General features: G+C 71.5%; 16 protein-coding genes. 10 read left to right on the top strand and 6 right to left on the bottom strand.

All coding sequences use genetic code 11. The annotated features are described in order from the left end of the window. Nucleotides 1–185: 185 nt before the first annotated feature. The 6 genes from ACFYW8_RS09840 to ACFYW8_RS09815 all read left to right on the top strand — a co-directional run bounded on the left by ACFYW8_RS09840 (nucleotide 186) and on the right by ACFYW8_RS09815 (nucleotide 7,829). Entirely contained in the window at nucleotides 186–1,445 is a 1,260-nt protein-coding gene (locus ACFYW8_RS09840) for an amidohydrolase family protein (protein WP_389069882.1), read from the top strand. 203 nt (nucleotides 1,446–1,648) lie between these two features. Beyond that, a complete protein-coding gene (locus tag ACFYW8_RS09835) occupies nucleotides 1,649–2,590 on the top strand; it encodes an LLM class F420-dependent oxidoreductase (protein WP_389069877.1) in 942 nt (313 codons plus the stop codon). A gap of 11 nt (nucleotides 2,591–2,601) precedes the next feature. After that, nucleotides 2,602–3,378 carry an SDR family NAD(P)-dependent oxidoreductase gene (locus tag ACFYW8_RS09830; protein WP_389069873.1) on the top strand — a complete coding sequence of 259 codons (777 nt, stop codon included), beginning with the start codon at nucleotides 2,602–2,604 and terminating at the stop codon, nucleotides 3,376–3,378. 112 nt (nucleotides 3,379–3,490) lie between these two features. Next, the gene (locus tag ACFYW8_RS09825) at nucleotides 3,491–4,609 is read left to right on the top strand and encodes an LLM class flavin-dependent oxidoreductase (protein ID WP_365871639.1); all 1,119 of its coding nucleotides are present in this window, start codon (nucleotides 3,491–3,493) and stop codon (nucleotides 4,607–4,609) included. A 14-nt stretch (nucleotides 4,610–4,623) separates the two neighbouring features. Next, on the top strand, nucleotides 4,624–6,354 hold the full coding sequence (locus ACFYW8_RS09820; RefSeq protein WP_389069867.1) for an amidohydrolase family protein: 1,731 nt from the start codon (nucleotides 4,624–4,626) through the stop codon (nucleotides 6,352–6,354). Beyond that, nucleotides 6,351–7,829 carry an aldehyde dehydrogenase family protein gene (locus ACFYW8_RS09815; RefSeq protein ID WP_389069862.1) on the top strand — a complete coding sequence of 493 codons (1,479 nt, stop codon included), beginning with the start codon at nucleotides 6,351–6,353 and terminating at the stop codon, nucleotides 7,827–7,829. The genes ACFYW8_RS09820 and ACFYW8_RS09815 overlap by 4 nt, the downstream gene beginning before the upstream one ends. Before the next feature lie 16 nt (nucleotides 7,830–7,845). Here the strand turns inward: ACFYW8_RS09815 and ACFYW8_RS09810 are convergent, their stop codons facing one another. Beyond that, nucleotides 7,846–8,496 carry a response regulator gene (locus ACFYW8_RS09810; protein ID WP_389069858.1) on the bottom strand — a complete coding sequence of 217 codons (651 nt, stop codon included), beginning with the start codon at nucleotides 8,494–8,496 and terminating at the stop codon, nucleotides 7,846–7,848. Beyond that, nucleotides 8,484–9,752 carry a histidine kinase gene (locus ACFYW8_RS09805; protein WP_389069854.1) on the bottom strand — a complete coding sequence of 423 codons (1,269 nt, stop codon included), beginning with the start codon at nucleotides 9,750–9,752 and terminating at the stop codon, nucleotides 8,484–8,486. The genes ACFYW8_RS09810 and ACFYW8_RS09805 overlap by 13 nt, the downstream gene beginning before the upstream one ends. A gap of 171 nt (nucleotides 9,753–9,923) precedes the next feature. Here ACFYW8_RS09805 and ACFYW8_RS09800 point away from each other — a divergent pair, with 171 nt between their 5' ends. Further along, nucleotides 9,924–10,469, top strand: a complete 546-nt coding sequence (locus ACFYW8_RS09800; protein WP_389069850.1) for a hypothetical protein — start codon at nucleotides 9,924–9,926, stop codon at nucleotides 10,467–10,469. 180 nt (nucleotides 10,470–10,649) lie between these two features. Here ACFYW8_RS09800 and ACFYW8_RS09795 read toward each other — a convergent pair whose 3' ends face one another. Both ACFYW8_RS09795 and ACFYW8_RS09790 read right to left on the bottom strand, forming a co-directional pair. Next, entirely contained in the window at nucleotides 10,650–10,949 is a 300-nt protein-coding gene (locus ACFYW8_RS09795) for a type II toxin-antitoxin system PemK/MazF family toxin (protein WP_389069845.1), read from the bottom strand. Beyond that, a complete protein-coding gene (locus ACFYW8_RS09790) occupies nucleotides 10,946–11,176 on the bottom strand; it encodes a hypothetical protein (RefSeq protein WP_365871651.1) in 231 nt (76 codons plus the stop codon). The genes ACFYW8_RS09795 and ACFYW8_RS09790 overlap by 4 nt, the downstream gene beginning before the upstream one ends. 180 nt (nucleotides 11,177–11,356) lie before the next feature. Here ACFYW8_RS09790 and ACFYW8_RS09785 point away from each other — a divergent pair, with 180 nt between their 5' ends. The 3 genes from ACFYW8_RS09785 (at nucleotide 11,357) to ACFYW8_RS09775 (ending at nucleotide 14,435) form a co-directional block, all read left to right on the top strand. Next, the gene (locus ACFYW8_RS09785; RefSeq protein WP_389069841.1) at nucleotides 11,357–12,115 is read left to right on the top strand and encodes an SDR family oxidoreductase; all 759 of its coding nucleotides are present in this window, start codon (nucleotides 11,357–11,359) and stop codon (nucleotides 12,113–12,115) included. A 124-nt stretch (nucleotides 12,116–12,239) separates the two neighbouring features. Next, on the top strand, nucleotides 12,240–12,920 hold the full coding sequence (locus ACFYW8_RS09780; RefSeq protein ID WP_389071093.1) for a TetR/AcrR family transcriptional regulator: 681 nt from the start codon (nucleotides 12,240–12,242) through the stop codon (nucleotides 12,918–12,920). 561 nt (nucleotides 12,921–13,481) lie between these two features. Beyond that, nucleotides 13,482–14,435 (top strand): hypothetical protein, encoded by a 954-nt coding sequence (locus ACFYW8_RS09775; RefSeq protein WP_389069837.1) that lies wholly within the window; start codon nucleotides 13,482–13,484, stop codon nucleotides 14,433–14,435. A gap of 59 nt (nucleotides 14,436–14,494) precedes the next feature. Here the strand turns inward: ACFYW8_RS09775 and ACFYW8_RS09770 are convergent, their stop codons facing one another. Both ACFYW8_RS09770 and ACFYW8_RS09765 read right to left on the bottom strand, forming a co-directional pair. Further along, nucleotides 14,495–15,310 carry a DUF4232 domain-containing protein gene (locus ACFYW8_RS09770; RefSeq protein ID WP_389069832.1) on the bottom strand — a complete coding sequence of 272 codons (816 nt, stop codon included), beginning with the start codon at nucleotides 15,308–15,310 and terminating at the stop codon, nucleotides 14,495–14,497. Between the two features lie 351 nt (nucleotides 15,311–15,661). Further along, nucleotides 15,662–16,057 carry a nitroreductase/quinone reductase family protein gene (locus ACFYW8_RS09765; protein ID WP_365871659.1) on the bottom strand — a complete coding sequence of 132 codons (396 nt, stop codon included), beginning with the start codon at nucleotides 16,055–16,057 and terminating at the stop codon, nucleotides 15,662–15,664. Nucleotides 16,058–16,094 lie beyond the last annotated feature (37 nt).

Here is a 16,094-nt window from a genome sequence, read left to right as displayed (position 1 = left end):
GCGTCAGCCGTGCGAGACGGCGATCACAGGGCGCCGCCCGTTAGGTCACACGGTCCTCACACGGACTCCTCACGCTTCCACGGGAATTCGTCCCTCCGTCGCCCTCGACCGCACGGCCGGCGGAGGACCGCCCGAGAGCCGACAGAGAGCTGACGGGTCGTCAGATCAGCGCTACCGTGACCGGTATGGAGACCACGGAAACCGCGCAGAGCCCCTCGGCGGACGCCGGGACCGGCTTCCCGATGATCATCTCGGTGGACGACCACACGGTCGAACCCCCCGGCGTCTGGCGGGACCGGCTGCCCGCGAAGTACCAGGACACAGGCCCCCGCATCGTCCGCGCGCCCCTGAAGGAGATGACCTTCCTGGGCGGGAGGTTCGCCCCCGTGATGGGCGCTCCGGGCGACGACGGTCCCGTCGGGGACTGGTGGGTCTACGAAGACCTGCACCGCCCCCTCACCCGCCTCGACACGGCGGTCGGCTACGACCGCGACGAGATCAGGCTCGAAGTGATCACGTACGAGCAGATGCGTCCCGGCTCGTACGACGTGCCGCGGCGGCTGGCCGACATGGACGTCAACCACGTCCAGTCCGCCCTCTGTTTCCCCACCTTCCCCCGTTTCTGCGGGCAGACGTTCACCGAGGCGGCCGACCGCGACCTGGGTCTTCTCGCCGTGCGGGCCTACAACGACTGGATGGTGGAGGAGTGGTGCGGGTCCAAGGCCCGGGGGCGCCTGATACCGCTGACGCTCGTGCCGCTGTGGGACGCCCGGCTCGCGGCGGAAGAGGTGCGGCGCAACGCCGCCCGTGGCGTCCGCGCGGTCGCCTTCTCCGAGATCCCGCCGCACCTCGGGCTCCCGTCCGTGCACACCGACGACTGGGATCCCTTCCTCGCCGCGTGCGACGAGACGGGCACCGTCATCGCCATGCACATCGGCTCCAGCAGCAGGATGCCGTCGACCTCCGCCGACGCGCCGCCCGCGGTCGGCTCCACCATCACCTTCGCCAACTGCTGCTTCTCGATGGTCGACTGGCTGATGAGCGGCAAGTTCGAGCGTTTCCCGAACCTGAGGGTGATGTACGCGGAGGGCCAGATCGGCTGGATCCCTTACATCCTCGAACGCGCCGACGTGGTGTGGGAGGAGAACCGCGGCTGGGGCGGGGTCGCCGACAAGGTCCACCGGCCGCCGTCCGAACTCTTCGCCGACCACGTGTACGGCTGCTTCTTCGACGACGCGTTCGGGCTGAGGAACCTCGACGCGATCGGCGTCGGCAACGTCCTCTACGAGACCGACTACCCGCACTCCGACTCGACCTGGCCGAAGTCCCGTGAGGTCGGCGAGGCCCAGATGGGCCACCTGGACGCCGAGACGGTCGACCGGATCGTCCGGCGCAACGCGATCGACCTGCTGGGACTGACGGCGGACGGCCTCTGGGCGGGCTGAACGCCCCGCCGGCCGGTCGGCGGGGCCGGACGCCCTCGCCGGACCGGCGTCGGCGAACACCGCCGGCGGTGACTCGCCGCCGCGCGCTCCGACGGACCGCACGGCCGATACCCGCCCGCCTCTTGTCTGACGATGTGTCAGCAATGACTATGGGCAGCGCAGTCCAGAGAAATGACGGACCGTCAGACGAGAGGTGCGGGCCCATGCAGGTACTGCCCGAAGGCCGACTGGCGTACGGGATGCAGCTCCCGGTCCAGTCGCAGAGCACCATCTACGCCGAGCCGTGGGAGGCGGACGCGGGCCCCGGTGACCTCGTCGAGATCGCCCGCGCCGCCGACCGTGCCGGATTCGCCTATGTCGCGAGCTGCGACCACGTCGCCGTCCCGCGCCGGCTCGCGGGCGCGATGAGCACCGTCTGGTACGACCCGGTCGCCACGCTCGCCTACCTCGCGGGCGTGACCGAGCGCGTACGCCTGCTCAGCCATGTCGCGATCGTCGGGCTCAGGCATCCGCTCGTCACGGCCAAGCAGTACGCGACCCTCGACCATCTCTCGGGCGGCCGTCTGGTCCTCGGGGTGGGCGCGGGCCACGTGCAGGAGGAGTTCGAGGCGCTCGGGGCCGACTTCGCGCGCCGGGGTGCCGTCCTCGACGAGACGATCGACGCGCTGCGCGCCGCGCTCGGGCCGGACGAGTTCCCCGTCCACCACGGCAAGACGTACGACTTCGAAGGGCTCGGACAGCGGCCGAGGCCCGCCCAGGAGCGGGTGCCCGTGTGGGTGGGCGGGTCCTCGCCCGCCGCCGTGCGCCGGGCCGCGCTGCGCGGCGACGGCTGGCTGCCGCAGGGCGATCCGCGCGACCGGCTGCCGGGCCAGATCGCCCGGCTCACGGGCCTGCGCGCCGAGGCCGGCATCGAGGAACCCCTCACGATCGGCGCCATCACCGAGCCGCTGTACGTGGGCGATCCCGGCTGGGAGGTCGGGCGGCGCACGCTGAGCGGGCCGCCCGAGGCGCTGGCCGAGTCGCTGCGGGAGTACGGCGCGATGGGGGTGCATCAGATACAGGTGCGGTTCCGCAGCCGGAACCGCGCAGAACTCCTCGACCAGATAACGGCGTTCGGCGCGGACGTCGCGCCCCACCTCGACTAGGGAGTCAGCGCATGGGCAAGCTGGACGGGCGGGTCGTCCTCATCACCGGGGCGGCGCGCGGGCAGGGCGAGCAGGAGGCGCGGCTCTTCGTGGAGGAGGGCGCGCGGGTGGTCGTCGCGGACGTGCTCGACGACCAGGGGGAGGAGCTCGCCAAGGAGATCGGCGCGCACTACGTCCACCTGGACGTGAGCCAGGAGGACGACTGGGCCGCCGTGGTCCGGTCCGCGCGGGCGGCGTACGGGCGGATCGACGGGCTGGTCAACAACGCCGGAATCCTGCGATTCAACGAACTGGTCGACACCCCGCTGGCCGAGTTCATGCGGATCGTGCAGGTCAACCAGGTCGGGGTGTTCCTCGGGATCAAGACCCTCGCGCCCGAGCTCGCGGCCGCGGGCGGCGGCACGATCGTGAACACGGCCTCGTACACGGGGCTCACGGGCATGGCCTGCGTCGGCGCGTACGCGGCGACCAAGCACGCCATCGTCGGCCTCACACGGGTGGCGGCGCTCGAACTCGCGGCGAAGGGGATCCGCGTCAACGCCGTCTGCCCGGGGGCCGTCGACACGGCGATGAGCAACCCGGCGCAGCTCGACCCGGGCGCGGACACCGAGGAGGCCTCGCAGGCGCTCGACGAGCTCTACCGCAAGCTGGTGCCGCTCGGCCGGATCGGACGCCCGGAGGAAGTGGCCCGGCTGGCCCTGTTCCTGACCGGCGACGACTCCTCGTACATCACCGGGCAGCCGTTCGTCATCGACGGCGGCTGGCTCGCGGGCGTGAGTGTCCTCTGACGACGCCTCCCTGACGGCGTATCAGCTATTGACGGTCCATGCGCGCGGTGGAACAGTCGGCTCAAAGAATCTGACGGTGCGTCAGATGACTGGATGGGGACGGTGAACCTCCTTGGAATTCGGGCTCTTTGTACAGGGATACGTGGGCAAGCGGGCCGAGACCGACCCGCTCGCGGAGCACAAGGCGCTGATGGAGGAGACCGAGTACGTCATCCAGGCGGACAAGTCCGGCTTCAAGTACGCCTGGGCGTCCGAACACCACTTCCTGGAGGAGTACTCGCACCTCTCGGCCAACGACGTCTACCTCGGCTATCTGGCACACGCCACCGACCGCATCCACCTCGGCTCCGGCATCTTCAACCCGCTCGCCCAGGTCAACCACCCGGTGAAGGTCGCCGAGAAGGTCGCCATGCTCGACCATCTCACCGAGAACCGCTTCGAGTTCGGCTCCGGCCGCGGCGCGGGATCGCACGAGATCCTCGGCTTCCTCCCCGGCATCACCGACATGAACTTCACCAAGGAGATCTGGGAGGAGACCATCGCCGAGTTCCCGAAGATGTGGCTCCAGGACGAGTACGTCGGGTTCCAGGGCAAGCACTGGTCGCTCCCGCCGCGCAAGATCCTGCCCAAGCCGTACGGGAAGTCGCACCCCGCGATGTGGTACGCCGCCGGATCGCCGCCCTCGTACTCCATGGCCGCCCGCAAGGGCCTCGGGGTGCTCGGCTTCAGCGTGCAGAAGGTCTCCGACATGGAGTGGGTCCTGGAGCAGTACAAGACCGCCGTCGTGAACGCCGAACCCATCGGGGACTTCGTCAACGACAACGTGATGGTGACCACGACCGCCGTCTGCGCGCCCACCCACGACGAGGCGATCCGGATCGCCGTCGCCGGCGGGCTGCACTACCTGCCCTCCCTCGTCTTCCGCTACCACGACACGTTCCCGCGCCCCGAGGGCTTCCCCGTCTGGCCCGAGACGCTCCCCGAGTACAACGCCGAGTTCGTCGAACTCCTCATCGAGGAAGAGCTGCTGATCTGCGGAGACCCCGGCGAGGTGCTCACCCAGTGCAAGCGATGGGAGCAGGCCGGCGCCGACCAGCTCAGCTTCGGACTGCCCGTCGGGGTCCCCAAGGAGGAGACCCTCCAGACGATCCGGCTGATCGGCGAGCACGTCATTCCGAAGATCGACACGGACCCGGTGCACCGCACGACCCGGTTCCGCCAAGCCGTCTAGGGGGTACCTCCGCGATGCTCGACCACCTGATCAAGGGCGCGACCGTCGTGGACGGCACGGGCGCGCCCGCGTACACCGCGGACGTGGGGATGCGGGACGGCCGTATCGCCGTGATCGGAACCGTCGCCGAGCCGTCCCGGACGAGCGAGGACGCGCACGGACTCGTCCTCGCCCCCGGCTTCGTGGACCCGCACACGCACTACGACGCCCAGCTCTTCTGGGACCCCTACGCCACCCCCTCCCTCAACCACGGCGTCACCACGGTCGCGGGCGGCAACTGCGGGTTCACGCTGGCCCCGCTGAACCCCGCGCGCCCCGAGGACGCCGACTACACCCGCCGCATGCTGTCCAAGGTCGAGGGCATGTCCCTGGTCGCCCTGGAGGAGGGCGCGCCCTGGACCTGGCACAGCTTCGGGGACTACCTCGACGCCCTCGAAGGCCGGATCGCCGTCAACGCGGGCTTCATGGCGGGACATTGCGCGCTGCGCCGGTACGTGATGGGCCCCGAAGCGGTGGGTGGACAGCCGACGCGGGAGCAACTCGACGCCATGCTGCGGCTGTTCCACGAGGCCATGGACGCCGGAGCCTGGGGTCTGTCCACCACCCAGTCCTCCACCCACTCCGACGGAGACGGCCGGCCGGTCGCCTCCCGGCACGCCGAACCGGCCGAACTGCTCGCCCTCGCACAGGCCGTGGGGGAGCACGAGGGAACCCAGATCGAGGCGATCGTGGCCGGCTGCCTCGACCAGTTCAGCGACGCCGAGATCGATCTGTTCGTCGAGATGAGCGCGGCGGCGGGCCGCCCGCTCAACTGGAACGTCCTGACGATCGACGCCGCCGTCCCCGAACGCGTCCCGCGCCAGCTGGAGGCGAGCGAACGCGCCCGCAAGTCCGGCGGCCGCGTCGTCGCGCTCACCATGCCGATCCTCACCCCGATGAACATGTCGCTCGGCACCTTCTGCGCCCTGAACCTGATCCCGGGCTGGGGACCGGTCCTCGGGCTGCCCGTCCCCGAGCGCGTCGCGAGGCTCCGTGACCCCGGGGTGCGCGCCGAGATGCTGCGCCGGGCGCAGAGCAGGGAGGCGGGCGTCTTCCGGCGGCTCGCCGACTTCGGCCGGTACGTCATCGGCGACACCTACAGCGCCGCGAACGAGGGCCTGACCGGGCGCGTGGTGCGTGACATCGCCGCCGAGCGCGGCCAGGAGCCCTTCGCCTGCCTGGTGGAGATCTGCGCGGCCGACGAACTGCGGACGGTCCTGTGGCCCATGCCCACCGACAACGACCCGGACTCCTGGGCGCTGCGCGCCGAGACCTGGCAGCACCAGGACGTCCTGCTCGGCGGCTCCGACGCGGGCGCCCATCTGGACCGCATGTGCGGAGCCCCGTACACCACCCGCTTTCTCGGCGACTGTCTGCGCGGGCGCCGGCTCGCCTCCCTGGAACAGGCGGTGAAGATGCTGACGGACGATCCCGCGCGCCTCTTCGGGCTGCGCGACCGAGGACGCGTCGAGGTGGGTTTCCACGCGGACCTGGTGCTCTTCGACCCGGAGCGGATCGACGCCGGCAAGGCCACCCTGGTGCACGACCTGCCGGGTGACAGTCCGCGCCTCGACTCCCGGGCGATCGGGGTGAGAGCCGTGTGGGTCAACGGGGTCGAGTCGATCCGGGACGACGTCGTGACCGGCGCCGTGCCGGGGAAGGTGCTGCGGTCGGGCCGCGACACCCGGACGGTGAGCACCCGGTGACCGGCGACGGCGGGAAGGCTCCCGGGCCGGCCGAGCAGCGGCTGTTCATCGGCGGATCGTGGGTGCCGCCGGACAACGGGTTCTACGAGGTGATCGACCCGGCGACCGAGGAGGTCGTCGGACTCGCCCCCGAGGCCTCACGGGCCCAGGTGCACGCGGCCGCGGCGGCGGCCCGCGAGGCATTCGGGCCCTGGTCGGGCACGCCCGCCGAGGAGCGGGCCGCCGTCCTCGCGCGGGCGGCGGACCTCATCCAGCGCGACTTCGTGCCGTACGCCGCCCTCGCGCAGGCGGAGAGCGGAGCCACCACCGGGACGGCGCGCGGCATGCAGGTCGGGGTCGGGGTGGCCCGCTTCCGGCGCTACGCGCGGCCCGAGCCCGTCGAGACCCCGCTGCCGCCGCAGATCAACGAGGCGGGCCCGTTCGGCGGGGCGGCCGTGATGGGCGCGCTCGCCGTGCGTCAGCCCGTCGGCGTGGTCACCTGCGTCACCTCGTACAACAACCCGTGGGCCAACCCGGCCGGCAAGATCGCCCCCGCCCTCGCGATGGGCAACACGGTGGTGGTGAAACCGGCCCCGCAGGACCCGCTGTCCGTGTACCGGATGGCGGAGGCGCTTCAGGCGGCGGGTGCGCCGCCGGGCGTGGTCAACGTGGTCAGCGGCTCGACGGCGGAGTCCGGCGAGGCCGCGGTCGACTCCCCGGACGTCGACATGGTCAGCTTCACCGGCTCGACGGCGGTCGGGCAGCGGATCGCCGAGGTGTGCGGGCGCGGCATGAAGCGACAGCTGATGGAACTGGGCGGCAAGGGCGCGGCGATCGTCTTCGACGACGCGGATCTGGGCTCGGCGGTGTCGGGCATCGGCACCACCTTCTCCTTCTACAGCGGACAGATCTGCACGGCGCCGACGCGAGTGCTGGTCCAGCGGGGCGTGCACGACCTGCTGGTCCGGCAACTGGCGTCCTACGCCGGTCACTTGAAGGTGGGCGACCCACGGGAACAGGGCACGGTGGTCGGCCCGGTCATCTCGGCGGCCCACCGCGACCGCGTCGAGTCCTACGTCGAACTCGGCCGCAAGGAAGGCGCACGGGTGGTGACGGGCGGCGAACGCCCCTCCCTGCCCCACGGGTTCTATGTCTCCCCCACCCTTCTCGCCGACTGCACACCGGACATGAGGGTCGTCCGGGAGGAGATCTTCGGCCCGGTCGTCGTCGTCCTGCCCTTCGACGACGAGGAGGAGGCGATCGCCCTCGCCAACGACTCCGACTACGGCCTGATCGACTACGTCTGGTCCGGGGACGTGGCCCGCGCCTTCCGTGTCGCCCGCCGGCTCCGCGCGGGCGGCGTCGGCGTCAACACCGTCGGCCGCAACATGGAGGCCCCCTTCGGCGGCTTCAAGAAGAGCGGCGTCGGCCGGGACGTGGGTTCGTACGCCCTGCACGCGTACAGCGAGGTGCAGGCGATCGTGTGGCCCGGGTGAGGTGTTCCGCGGCGTTCTAGGTGTTCGCCGGCCCGAGGAGGCGCAGGACCGCGAGAACCCGGCGGTGGTCGGCGTCCGCCCTGGGCAGGTCGAGCTTGGTGAAGATGCTGTTGATGTGCTTGGCGACCGCGCTCTCGCTCACGACGAGTTCGGCCGCGATCCCGGAGTTGGACCGGCCGCCCGCCATCAGCTCCAGCACCTCGCGCTCACGCGGCGTCAGGCGGTCGAGGGGATCGCTGTGGCGTCGCATCAGCAGCTGTGCGACGACCTGCGGGTCCAACGCGGTACCTCCGGCCGCCACCCTGCGTGCCGACTCCGCGAACTCCTCGACGTCGGCGATCCGCTGCTTGAGCAGGTAACCGACGCCGGACGTGTTGGCGGCGAGGAGATCGACCGCGTACCGCTCCTCCACGTACTGCGACAGCAACAGCACGGAGGTGTCCGGCCACTGCCGGCGGATCACGAGAGCGGCTCGTACCCCCTCGTCGGTGAAACCGGGCGGCATCCGGACGTCGATCACGGCGATGTCCGGCCGGTGCTCTTCGACCGCCGACAGCAGCCCCGCCGCGTCGGCGGCCTCGGCGCACACCTCGAAGCCGGCCATCTCCAGTACCTTGACCACCCCGACCCGCAGCAGGACGGAATCCTCGGCGATCACGGCGCGCACGGCAGCTCCACGGTGACGACGGTCGGGCCCCCGAGGGGGCTGCGGCAGGAGAACGTGCCGTCGACGGACGCGACGCGCTTGGCGAGCCCGGTGAGCCCGGTGCCCGAGGCACCCGAAGGATCCGCGCCCCCCACGCCGTCGTCCGTGATGGCGATCAACAGTCTCCCTCTCGTCTGCTCGACGGTCACGTCGGCCCTGGAAGCCTGGGCGTGCTTGACCACGTTCGTCAGGGTCTCGGAGACCACGAAGTACGCGACCGCCTCGACGGTGGGCGACGGGCGCCGCCGCAGGCTCACCGACAGACGCACCGGTACGGGCAGGCGCGCGGCGACGCCGGAGAGGGCGGCGTCGAGCCCGCGGTCCTCCAGGACCGCCGGGTGCAGGCCGCGCACCAGGTCGTTCAGCTCGGAGATGGCCTCCTTCGCCTCGCGGTGCGCCTCGTCGATCACCTTGCGGGCCTCCTCCGGCAGGTCGCCGAGGGTGGCCTTGGCGAGGCCGAGGTTGACGGCGAGCGCCACCAGGCGTTGCTGCGCGCCGTCATGCAGATCGCGCTCGATCCGCCGCCGCTCGGCGTCGGCCGCGTCGACCACGCCGGCGCGACTCTCGGCGAGGTCCGCCACCCGCCGGGTCAGTTCCTCCTCGCGGCTGGGCCCGAGCAGCGTGTTCGCGGCGCGGGTGTCGACGCGGGCGAGCGCCTTCGCCAGCCAGGCGCCCGCGTAGAGCAGGGCGACACCGGCGGCCGTGACATACACAGCCTTCACCGCGTAGCCCGCGTTCTCCGCCCGCCACTGCCACGGGGTCACCCACAGCCACACGTAGATCGAGGCCGCGGCGCCTCCCACCGCCCAGAGCATCAGCACCGCCAGACCGCCGAGCGCGCACAGCGGGCCCGCGAGCAGGTGGTAGCGCAACTGGCGGCGCCCCGGAGCCGAGCGCAGCCACTGCCGTATGCCGGGCCGTCCGGGCCGCTCCGCCAGACCCGCGGGCGCGGGCACGACCACGCCGAGCCGCTCGCGGAAACGGGCCCGTTGCACCCGGGTGAGCAGCGGACCGGAGAGCACCACGGCGGCCGACGGCACCACGACGGCCACCGTCACGGCCCACAGCGCCGCCGGCACGAAGTAGATCCATGGCAGCGCCAGGACCAGCAGCACTCCGAACTGGATCGCGATGCCGACGCAGTGGAACGCGATGGCGCGCCCCGCGTCCCCGAACGGCCGCCGCAGGAACCCCGGCTGCCACGTCTTGAAGTGCATGCCCCGAACAGTAGAACCGCTGGTCGCCGCCAGGCCATGACGTTTCTGCCCGGGGCCGGGGTGCACTTTTCTTCACCTCAAGTCGGGGTATCCGGGTGACTGACGACGCCTGGGTGCGCGGCGGAGGCTGGAGGCCGTCAAGGGAGAGCACGCGGGAAGGGGAGCGAGCGCATGCGGCAACTGGCCTCACACGTGGAGGAGTTCGCAGCCGAAGGCGGCGATGGCGCGGAGGGCTCTCCGCGGCACGGTCATACCGGGCCGGACCCGTCGGCCCCCTCGGACCTGTCGGACGACCTGTCGAACCCGTCGGAGCGGGATGCCGCCGGGGCTGGGCCGGATTCGCGGCTGGTCGGCCGGGCCGGGTGGCTGCTGGTCGTGTGCGGGCTCGTTCTGCTGCCCTGGCTGTACGTGCTGGCGACCGGGCTGCCGGACACCGCGAGCGCGGCACACCGGCCGGTCACCTGGGTGGGCCTCGACGCGCTGGAGGCGGCCGGCCTGATCGCCACCGGCGTCCTCGCCGCCCGCGGCGACCGACGGCACTCCTTGGCGGCCACCACGACCGCCACGCTGCTCGTGATCGACGCCTGGTTCGACACCACGACCGCGGCGGCGGGGAGCGACCTCGCCGCCGCGGCGACGATGGCGCTCTGTGCCGAGCTGCCGCTGGCCGCGCTGTGCGCGTGGCTGGCGGTCCGGGCGATGGGACAGCGGGTATAGGGCCCACACCCCGTACCGGATCCGAATCGACGATCCGCCTCGACTCGCGATCACCCTGCACGCGTACAGCGAGGTGCAGGCGATCGTGTGGCAGGGGTGAGCGTTTCGGTTCGGCGGTCCCCAGTGCTGTGGCCGCACCCGGCCCCGTCCTCACCAACGGGGCCGGGTGCGGTCACAGCACTAGAGGTCGAATACGGCTCGGAGGCCGATCTCGACGGCCTCCATGACCCGTTCGTCGACCGGGCCCAGGTCGTCGGTGAAGCGCGGGGCCGCGAGGGTGCGGAACTCGCCGAGTACGACGGTGCCCGAGGAGGGGGCGCCGACCGGGATGTCGACAAGGGTCGCTTCACGTACCTGCTGGGGGTAGACGAGTACGCAGGTGGCCGTCTTGTTCTGCGCGTTGAGGGCGTCGGAGGAGATCACCAGGACGTGCGCGGGAGCTCCGGCGAACGACAGCTCGTAGACGTGGCCGCGCTTCACCTGCCCGCCACCCGCGCCCAGCGCTCCAGCGTGTCGTCCTCGCTCTCGGCGGGCTCCGCAGCGGTGATCACTATGCCCGCCTCGGCTCGCATCCGCGCGGACTTCTCCAGCTCCTCGGCGAGCATCTGCCGACGCAGTATCCGCGCGGTGTAGGCGGAGGCGTTCCCCTTGGCCTTCACGAAGGCGGCCACTTCGTCGGGCAGGCTCATCGTCATGTTGACCGTCATGCCGACATCGTACGTCGAATGTGATGGCGGGTACGGGGAGTGCGTCGGCGGGAACGTCCTGACCGGAATCCGGGTCGAGCATCGGTGTGGGTAGCACTGATAACGCATTGGCGTTAGCGTTGCTCTCGCCGGATGGTGAACACCACTACCCCGCCACATGCCGCATTGAGGAGCATCGCCATGACCGAGCACTCCAGCACGTCGGAAACGCTCCGCCGAGTGGCCGTCGTCACCGGCGGATCCCGCGGCATCGGCCGCGAGAGCGCCGAGCGGCTGGCCCGTGAGGGATACGCCGTCGTCGTGAACTACGCGGGCAACGCCGCCGAGGCCGACAAGGCCGTCGCGGCGATCGGTGAGGCGGGCGGGCAGGCCGTCGCCTTCCGCGCCGACGTCGCCGAGGAGGCGGAGGTCGCCGCCCTCTTCGACACGGCCGAGAAGACCTTCGGCGGCGTCGACGTCGTCGTCCACGCGGCCGGCGTCATGACCCTGGCCCCGCTCGTCGAACTCGACCTCGACGCCCTGGACCGGATGCACCGCACCAACATCCGCGGCACGTTCGTCGTCGACCAGCAGGCCGCACGCAGGCTGCGCGCGGGCGGCGCGATCATCAACTTCTCCAGCTCCGTGCTGGCCCTCGCCATCCCCGGCTACACCGCGTACGCCGCCACCAAGGGCGCCGTCGAGGCCATGACCATGATCCTCGCCCGCGAGATGCGCGGCCGGGACATCACCGTCAACGCCGTGGCCCCCGGACCGACCGCCACCGCCCTCTTCCTGGACGGCAAGGACGAGGAGACCATCGCGCGGATGGCCGCCCAGCCGCCCCTGGAGCGCCTCGGCACCCCCGAGGACATCGCCTCGGTCGTCGCCTTCCTCGCGGGCCCCGCGGGCCGCTGGGTCAACGGCCAGGTCCTGCGCGCCAACGGCGGCATCGCCTGACCCCGTTCTCTCCGTCCGCCACCCCGAAGACGTCAGGAACTCCGCGTTGAGCGACAGCACGAACCCCGGCAAGGCCGACCCCGTCACCGGCGCCCCCGCGAACACCAGGGCGCGCATCCTCGCCGTGGCCGCCGAACTGGTCGCGCGGTCACCGGACGGCGACGTCTCGACCCGGGCCGTGTGCGAGGCCGCCGGGGTCGGCGCCCCCGCGCTCTACCGCCACTTCGGGGACAAGGAAGGCCTGCTGTCGGCCGTCGTCGACCACGGGTGGGAGCGCTACCTGGCGGCCAAGCGGGAACGGCACCCCGGCACGGACCCGGTCCAGGACCTGCGCGAGGGCTGGGACGGCCACACCGAGTTCGCCCTGAGGAACCCGAACCTCTACCGCCTGATGAACTCCCCGGCGATGCGCACCCCGCCGGCCGCAGCCCTGGAGTCCCACCGGATCCTCACCGCCGACCTGCGCCGGGCCGCCGAACAGGGCAAGCTGCGGCTCGCTCCCGAACTCGCCGCGCAGATGATCATGTCCTCCAACGTCGGGGTCTGCCTGATGCTGGTCTCCCGCCCGGCGACGTTCACGGACGAGACTTTGTCGCGCCGGGTACGGGACGCGGTGCACGCCGTGGTGTTCACCCCGGAGGCGACCGCTCCCGAGGCGCGGACGGCCGGCTCCGAGACTTCCGCTGTTCCGGCGACCGCGACCCGACTCGGCGCTCTGCTCCGGCAGAACCCGAACCCCGTCTTCACCTCTGCCGAGACGGCCCTGCTCACCGAATGGCTGGACCGCCTGTCCAGCACGGGCTGAGGCCCCGGTCGGGGTCGGTCACTTCGACATGATGAAGTCCAGGGCAGCACCGGAAGCGGTCGTCCAGTAGGTGACGAGCCGGCTGTGTCCGCGTACAGCGCGCTGACGGGCATGGGGACGTCGATCGGGTTGCCCGCGGTGCTGCCGGGCTTGTTGCCCTGGAGGGTGAGGGTGATGCTCTTCGCCTCGTACTCGTTCGTGGTGCCGCTGCTGACGAGCAGAGCGGCGTGGGTCGCGACGTGGGCTCGTACGCCCTGCGCGCCTACAGCGACGCAGGCGCGATCGTGTGGCTGGGGCGAGGTGCGGAGGCCGGGGCGTCCGGCGCTGTGACCGGAACGAGGCGCCGGGGCGGCGGACGGAGCCGCCGGAAGAGCGGAAGTCGCAGCGGATCGTGCGCCAGGTGTCGAGTTCTGTTGAGCGGTGGACGCCTGTGCGAGGATGCGGGACATGGTCGGCTACGCGGTGAGTTTCCTGCTTGGCCTGGGGGTGAGCGGGCTCTGCTTGATGGTGCGCCGACGCCGGCGCACCGCAGTCGAACTGCCCGCAGCGTTAGAGGAGTCGGTGACTGCCTTCGGGGAGGAGGTGGCCGCCTTGGAGCTCGGTGTCAGTGGCCCGGACGCCACCCCCGTCGTTCTGAACGAGTACCGGGCGGCGCTGGACGCGTACGGCCGGGCCAGCGCGGCGCGTACGGAACACGACGCGCTGACAGCCCTGCATGACGGTCGCGCGGCCATGATCCGTCTCGGCGCCCGGCGACATGGCCGGCCCGTCCCGATCGACGCCCTCCCTCCCGCCGCCGGCCCCGGCCGTCCGCGGCCGCTCACCGGCACCGGCGAACGCCATGTGTCCACCGGTTACGGCGACGGCAGGACCGAGGTGCTCATCGACAGGCCCGAGCCCGGCCGTCCGGCCCTGCTGGAGATCAATGCCACAGGCGGGGGCAGTATCGACGTCAAAGCCATGACACGCACCGAGGATCTGACCCACACCGACGGGGATCTGATCCGGATCTCCGGCGAGTACCACGGCCGTCGTTACCTGCCCGTGGACCCCACCCACCTGCTCGTCACCACCAACTACAGCCGCGACGACCGTCGTTGGTCGATCCGGGTCGCCCCGCTGTCGGCCGCGACCGCACTCGCCTCCGAACACCGCGGCCACGGTGACGAAGTGCTCCACTACAACGGCGGCCCAGCGGTGCTCACTGTCCAGCTCCAGGCCCACTGTCCCTGGGAAGTCCGCTACGTGTGCGGCCGGTGCCTGCTGTCCTGGCCCGACTGCGATTGCAGCCCTCCCGCATGGCCCATGAACATCCCTGATGACGACCGGGCCGCTCTCGCGTTCGGCTGGGGCGCCGGGCATTACACGCTGCGTTTGCCCCGTCCCGGCTTCCTGGTCATCCAAAATGAACGCGGCGGCGACTCCTGGTACCTCACCACCCAGCCGGTGGACATCCCGCCGCCCACCTTGCTCGGGCGACTTGGTCGACTCGGGCGACTCGGGCGGCGCCGCTGACCCGGCGCGGCCGGAGCGGCGCCGCCGACGTCCGGCCCGGACGTCCCGGTCGGGGTCCGTCACTTCGACATGATGAAGTCCAGGGCGTAGCCGGAAGCGGTCGTCCAGTAGGTGACGAGCTGACCGTCGTCCGCGTAGAGCGTGCTGACGGGCATGGGGACGTCGATCGGCTTGCCCGCGCTGCTGCCGGGTGTGCTGCCCTGGAGGGTGAGGGTGATGCTCTTGGCCTCGTACTCGTCCCTTGCGCCGCCGCTGACGAGCAGAGCGGCGTACGCCTCCTGGCCCGGGGCGAGGGTGACGGGCACGCCCGGGTCCGGGTCGCTGTCCTTGATCACGGGCGTGTTCCGGGTACCGTCACCGAGCCGCACGAGGGGGTAGCGGTAGACGTTGCACTTCTTGGTGCCGGCGTTCTGGACGGTGAGGACGAGGTGCCTGGCGTCCCTCTCCTTCACCGCGGACACCCCGAGCTCCTTCTGGGAGCACGCGGCGATCGTCTCCTTGCCGCCGCCGGTGCTGCCACCGCCCGCGGTGCCACCACTGCTGCCCGTGCCGCCGGTGCTACCGGTGCTGCCACCGCTGCCCGTGCCGCCGGCGCTGCTCGTGCCGCCACCGCTGCCCGTGCTGCTGCCACCGCTCCCGGCCCCACTGCCACCCGTGTTGCCCGAAGCAGCGGCCGGCTTCGCCGAAGCGGTCGCACTCGGTTTCGCCGAAGCGGTCCCACTCGGCTGGGTCGAGGGCTTGGAGCTGCCCGAACCTTCGGCCGAGCCCTGCCCGCACGCCGTGGTCGCGAGCAGCGCCGCGGCCGCCGCGGCCCCGAGGGCGTAGGACTTCCAGCCCCTGGGGCTCGTGTGGTTCCTGCGGGCAGGCGTGTTCATGGTGTCCCCGTTTCTTTCTGATCCCTATGGAGGTCGCATGCGCCGGCGGTCGGGCATCCCACCTTGGGCATCTGCCCGTCCTGGGTGCATCAGGACATGCGTGTCCCCTGTGGACGGGCGGGCCAGGGTGTTGTGGCGCTGCCGAGCGGACGACTCGCTCAGCCGGTGCGACAACCACAGCATGGGATTCCTCGTGGGCCCGGGGCAACAGAAGCCCCCCAACCTGGGACGGTGGAACCATCCCACCCCTGATGACCTGCGGAAACGCAGAAGCCTGGGATGGCTCCGGGATGCGGAAACCTCCAGGGCGTGCGCCCGGGTGCGCGGGGCCGCGTTGTCACCGGCCGCCCCTCACCCCCGCAGGTCCACCCGCACCGTCATCAGACCCGTCCCGATCAGCCGTACCGCCGTGCTGTTGCCCCGGGGCAGGGTGTGCAGCCGGGCCATCGGGTCGTCGTCCGGGAGGAGGTGCGCCGTGCCCTCGTGCCAGCGGCCGCGGATCCGCACCCGCACCTGCGGGTCCGCCTGGATGTTGCGTATGTACTGCGACCGTTCCCCGAACTCCGAGACCAGCCAGAAGGCGTCACCGACGCGGCGGCCGCCGAGCGGGGTGCGCCGGGGCAGGCCGGAGAGACGGCCGGTGGTCTCCAGGAGCGTCTGGAACGGCATCCGGCGCGCGATCGGGTTGACGACGTGCCGCTGGAAGGTGGTCGTGGTGCGGAACCTGAGGTCGGTGAGGCGGGCCATGGTCCGTGGGGCTCCTGTCCGGGCTGGTGTGTGGCAC

Origin of the sequence: Streptomyces sp. NPDC002742, assembly GCF_042888885.1 — a bacterium.
Taxonomy (GTDB): Bacteria; Actinomycetota; Actinomycetes; order Streptomycetales; family Streptomycetaceae; genus Streptomyces.
Note: the sequence above shows the minus strand (reverse complement) of the source record. Positions and strands in the feature narration are given on the sequence as shown.